The following is a 4,535-nucleotide window of genomic DNA, read 5'->3' as shown; positions in this document are numbered from 1 at the left end:
CGACCATGCTGGGTATGTACAGATAGGTGGGCGGGGCCTCAGGAAGCTGCCCCTTTCGGTATTGCTCCCACGCGTCGCTGATGTACTCCGGCGAGGGCGCATAGGCGACGGTGGGACACCATTGCCCATTGTCGTGCATGTAGGGCTCGAGGCGCTCGATCCATTGAGGGGCTTGGTCGATCGTCAAGTGCGCCTGGATGTATCCGAGGTTGAAGTTGATTTCCTTGATCTTGCGAATGTAGTCAGGCGGAAAGTGTTGCGGGCCAGAAAGATTCACAAAAGTGGTGTATGGGTCGAGCGACGAGAGCACGACGTCGGCCGAAATCGTTGTGCCGTCTCGCAGTTGGACCCCGGTGGCGCGTCCGTCGGCGACCAGGATCTGTTTGACGTGCTGTTTCATCTGCACCTCGGCGCCCATCGATTGCGCGCGCCGGCACAGCGCGGTGCTCAGGGATCCGATGCCGCCGCGCGGCATGATGTATTCGACGTTGCCGCCGCCGATCAGGTAGTGGTACAGCGTCGATGCGTTCGAACCCGGCGTCCAGGGACCGCCGTCAAAAGCGTCGATGGACATTGCGGCCAGTGAACCCTGGATGCAGCGGCCCTGGTCGGGCGCGAGGAAGCGGCGGACCGTGTCCATCGTGCTGCCGTACCACATCTGGGCGAAGTCGTGGCGGGCCTCCGGGGTGGGCTGCTGGGCGATGACCTCGATGATGTCCAGGGGCGGGCCGAATGCCGAGTCGACGAAGTAAGGCGCAAACCGGCCGATGTGGGCGAACAGGCCGCCGAGGCCCGCGGCGACATCGGGACCATGGTCTTCGATCAGGTGTCGGCCCATGCGTTCGAGGTCGTTGTACATCACGAACGGGGTGTCCTCGGGGGCGCCGAACGTACACGTGGACGTCCATTGGTTCATCAGCTCGAAGCCCCATTTGGTCAGCTCCAGGCGTTCGGTCATCTCCTGGCGCCAGATCAGCACCGCCCACGCACCCACGCTGTGCTTGTATCCGTCGAACAGTTCCCGCGTCGCCGCCATCCCACCGAGGAAGTGCGCCCGTTCCAGGACAAGCACTTTCGCGCCGCTCTTGGCGAGCACGTTCGCGGCGACCAGACCGTTGTGACCTGCCCCGATGATGATGGCGTCGTAGTCGGACATGCTGACTCCTCCGGTGTGATCGCTCGCCTGAACGCACAATGTCACACCTGACATATTTGCGTCAATGGTGACATTTGGTGTCTGCTTACAGTGTGGAATCTCGTAGCCAGCGGACTCGTCAGGCCTTGCTACAGGCGGCGATGAAGCGCTTTGTCGCCGACGGCGTGCACCAAACCAGCGTGTCCGATATCGCCGCCGACGTCGGGGTGACCGAGCGAACCTTTTACCGGCACTTCCCGTCCAAGCATGCCGTGATCTTTGCCGACTACGACATCGGCTTCGAATGGTTTGCCCGGGCGTTGGCGCTGCGCCCGCACGGGGAGCCCATCGCAGCGTCGGTGCGAAAAGCCGTGGACGCATTCCCTTTTGACTTCGCGATGGTGCGCGAGGCCGCGACCATCCGGTCGCGCGACCTGGACCAGGAAATCATCAGCAGCCACATTCGGCGGATGCGGGATCAGGTTGCCGACGAGATTCGTCGCTTCATCCACGAACGCGCCGCGCCGACCGCGGACGGGGCGATGATCGCCGACGTCGCCGCGCACAGCCTGGCCACCGCGGTGTTCGCGTCGCTGGAAACGTGGATGAGCAAGGGCGGTGAGGACATTGACGAACTCAGTCGTCTCACCGACATCGCGCTGCGCGCGCTCGAAGACGGTCTGACGCACACCCTGCGGGAGGTCGGACTGGATTGACGCGGCCTACGTCTGGGTCGCAGCGACGCGGTCAGAATGTCACCCGACACATCTAGGTTGGGATGACACTGTCAACTGAACTGGAGTGAGCGATGACCGCCTCGAATTCTTCCGACCGTCGCGAGCTGATCGTCGTCACCGGCGCCTCGACCGGGATGGGCGCTGCCACCGCACGTGAGTTGGCGCGCAGGGGGTTTCACGTGCTGGCCGGGGTGCGCCGCGATGTCGACGCCGACGCGCTGCGCGGCGACGGTATCGAGCCGCACATTCTGGACATCACCGTCGAGTCAGACGTGGCAGCCATCGCCGAACGCGTCGCGAACGATCCGCAGGGGTTTCCGCTGCGGGCGCTGATCAACAATGCGGGAGTCGCGATCAACGCTCCCGTCGAAGCACTGCCGATCGCGGAGTGGCGACGGCAATTCGAGGTCAACCTGTTCGGTCACGTCGCAATGATCCAGGCGCTCATGCCCTCCCTGTTACGCAGTGCGGGGACCGTGGTCAACATCAGTTCGCTCGGCGGGAAGGTGGCATTGCCGACGTACCCGGCGTATGCGGGTTCCAAGTTCGCGCTGGAGGCACTCAGCGACTCGCTGCGTCGTGAGGTCGGCAGGTTAGGGGTCAGGGTCGTCGTCATCGAACCGGGCGCGGTCAAGACTGCGATGGCCGAACGGGGAGTGGCCACCGCGGATCGGCTGAAAGACGGCATGACCGCCGATCAGCGCGAACGGTATGGCGAGCTCGTCGACGCCATGTCGAATCTGGCTCGATCGTTCGACAAGGACGGCGTTTCAGCCGACCACGCCGCGACGGTGATCGCGAAGGCTGCTACCTCGTCTCGTCCGCGCACGCGGTACACCGTCGGGCGCGACGCCGCGGTCCTCGCGCGGCTGTCGCGGGTGCTATCCGATCGAGTCCTCGACCGCGTGGTGCGCCTGGTCCTTCGCCCGCACTTCAAGGCGGCCGCGTAAAATCGGTGCGCGCGACACGCGAACACAACCTCTTGTGTTGCGTCGCCATGTCGGCCCCCAGGGGTAGTGTCTGTGGCCTAGGCAACGTCGACTATCCGTCCTGGTGAAGTGGGGTTCTGGTGACCGATGGAATGAAGCTGATCGACCGCGTTTCCGCGATCAACTGGAACCGTCTGCAAGACGAGAAGGACGCGGAGGTCTGGGAGCGCCTGACCGGAAACTTCTGGCTGCCCGAGAAGGTGCCGGTGTCCAACGACATCCCGTCGTGGGGGACGCTGACGCCCAACGAGAAGCAGCTGACCATGCGGGTGTTCACCGGGTTGACGCTGCTGGACACCATTCAGGGCACGGTCGGCGCGGTCAGCCTGATTCCCGACGCGCTGACGCCGCACGAGGAGGCGGTGTACACCAACATCGCGTTCATGGAGTCGGTGCACGCCAAGAGCTACAGCTCGATCTTCTCGACGCTGTGCTCCACCGTCGAGATCGACGAGGCCTTCCGCTGGTCGGAGGAGAACCCGAATCTGCAGCGCAAGGCTGAGATCGTGATGGAGTACTACCGCGGCGACGAGCCGCTCAAGCGCAAGGTGGCCTCCACGCTGCTGGAGAGCTTCCTGTTCTACTCCGGGTTCTACCTGCCGATGTACTGGTCGAGCCGGGCCAAGCTGACCAACACCGCCGATCTGATCCGGCTGATCATCCGCGACGAAGCCGTGCACGGTTACTACATCGGCTACAAATTCCAGAAGGGCCTGGCGCTCGAGGACGCGGCGACGCAGGCCGCGCTCAAGGAGTACACCTACGAGCTGTTGTTCGAGCTCTACGACAACGAGGTCGAGTACACCCAGGATCTCTACGACGAGGTCGGGCTGACCGAGGACGTCAAGAAGTTCCTGCGCTACAACGCCAACAAAGCGCTGATGAATCTCGGCTACGAGGCGCTGTTCCCACGCGATGAGACCGACGTCAACCCGGCGATCTTGTCAGCCTTGTCGCCGAATGCCGACGAGAATCACGACTTCTTCTCCGGCTCGGGTTCGTCGTACGTGATCGGCAAGGCGGTCAACACCGAAGACGAGGATTGGAACTTCTAGACCCGCAGGTGAGAGCCGCATTTACCGGTAGCGCTTGCTGACAGCGACTCACCGTTACGGGAAGAGAGCGATCAATCGAGATCGCATACTCCGTCCACTCGCTGACGCAAGCAACTTGTTGGGGTTCCCGAGAGCGCAGTCGAATGCGCGTAGACACATTTCGGTGAGATCGGCCCTCGAGATATTCGGTGACTGAATCCATTTCACGCAGGCTGCGCGAACGAACGCCAACCAGCCCTCCACCGCGATCTCCGTGACCTCGCGCGGCCGGCCCTCCGCGACGAGTTTATCGATCAGGCGTTGGCCCACGACGTTTAGCTCTTCGGCGATGATCGCCTGGATTGCCGGGTCATCCGACAATGCGCCGCGGTTGATCGTGACCGCTTCATAGGGATGATCGACGAAAGATTGGATGTGGGCTTCGAGTCCGGCGGCGAGTTGTTCTGCGAGCGGTAGCTGCGGATCAGGGCTGACCCGTGTCAAAAACCGCTTACTACCGCGCTTGAAGATCGCTACGTACAAGTCTCGCTTGCTCGGAAAATAGTGATACAGCGTCGCTCTGTGCACACCCGCGCGCGCAGCGATGTCCTCCACCAAGACATCTTCATATGGCTTTTCC

General features: G+C 62.8%; 5 protein-coding genes. 3 read left to right on the top strand and 2 right to left on the bottom strand.

What is annotated here, in order from left to right:
* On the bottom strand, positions 1–1,156 hold a 1,156-nt coding region (locus tag VN856_RS12075; protein WP_325689270.1), incomplete at its 3' end, for an NAD(P)/FAD-dependent oxidoreductase.
* 92 nt (positions 1,157–1,248) lie between these two features.
* On the opposite strand from VN856_RS12075, the gene VN856_RS12070 reads away from it, so the two are divergent.
* The 3 genes from VN856_RS12070 (at position 1,249) to nrdF (ending at position 3,916) form a co-directional block, all read left to right on the top strand.
* On the top strand, positions 1,249–1,851 hold the full coding sequence (locus tag VN856_RS12070) for a TetR/AcrR family transcriptional regulator (protein WP_325689268.1): 603 nt from the start codon (positions 1,249–1,251) through the stop codon (positions 1,849–1,851).
* A gap of 92 nt (positions 1,852–1,943) precedes the next feature.
* The gene (locus VN856_RS12065; RefSeq protein ID WP_325689266.1) at positions 1,944–2,822 is read left to right on the top strand and encodes an SDR family NAD(P)-dependent oxidoreductase; all 879 of its coding nucleotides are present in this window, start codon (positions 1,944–1,946) and stop codon (positions 2,820–2,822) included.
* A 119-nt stretch (positions 2,823–2,941) separates the two neighbouring features.
* Positions 2,942–3,916 (top strand): class 1b ribonucleoside-diphosphate reductase subunit beta, encoded by a 975-nt coding sequence (gene nrdF / locus VN856_RS12060; RefSeq protein ID WP_325689264.1) that lies wholly within the window; start codon positions 2,942–2,944, stop codon positions 3,914–3,916.
* Positions 3,917–3,970: 54 nt separating this feature from the next.
* Here the strand turns inward: nrdF and VN856_RS12055 are convergent.
* On the bottom strand, positions 3,971–4,535 hold a 565-nt coding region (locus VN856_RS12055), incomplete at its 5' end, for a TetR/AcrR family transcriptional regulator (protein WP_325689262.1).

The sequence above is a fragment of the Mycobacterium sp. genome (assembly GCF_035603715.1).
GTDB lineage: Bacteria > Actinomycetota > Actinomycetes > Mycobacteriales > Mycobacteriaceae > Mycobacterium.
Note: the sequence above shows the minus strand (reverse complement) of the source record. Positions and strands in the feature narration are given on the sequence as shown.

Coding starts and splice junctions, on each gene's coding strand:
- VN856_RS12065 (WP_325689266.1), top strand. CDS start 1,944: ATGACCGCCTCGAATTCTTCCGACCGTCGCGAGCTGATCGTCGTCACC.